The organism is Pseudomonas sp. AC463 (genome assembly GCF_979253585.1).
The window spans coordinates 1-250 of sequence record NZ_CEEDDZ010000949.1 but is presented as its reverse complement, the minus strand read 5'-3'; the positions used below and the strand labels follow the sequence as shown (position 1 = coordinate 250).

The window sequence follows — 250 nt, the reverse complement described above, 5'->3', positions numbered from 1 at the left end:
GCATCCGCCTCTGCCAGGATCGCGGCGGCGCTGGTCCACAGCAGGCGCACATTCTCCGTATGGTCCTCCTCCGCGACCGGCGCGTCCGCCGGTAGCCGCGCGAGGTAGAAGCGGGTGTCGAATATTCGCGACGTGGCATGGCTCGGCCGCCACCGCGCGAACGGCACCAGCGCATTGAGGTCGAGCGTGGCGCTGTCCAGCGCCTGCATCAACGGCGCGCCCGCATGCAACGCGGCGCGGGCCTCTGAGA

Annotated in this window: 1 protein-coding gene; it reads right to left on the bottom strand. The window is 70.8% G+C overall.

The genetic code is table 11. The annotated features are described in order from the left end of the window. The coding region (locus AC0IYH_RS33040) for a hypothetical protein (RefSeq protein WP_471838613.1) at positions 1–209 on the bottom strand (209 nt) is incomplete at its 3' end. Positions 210–250: the final 41 nt, after the last annotated feature.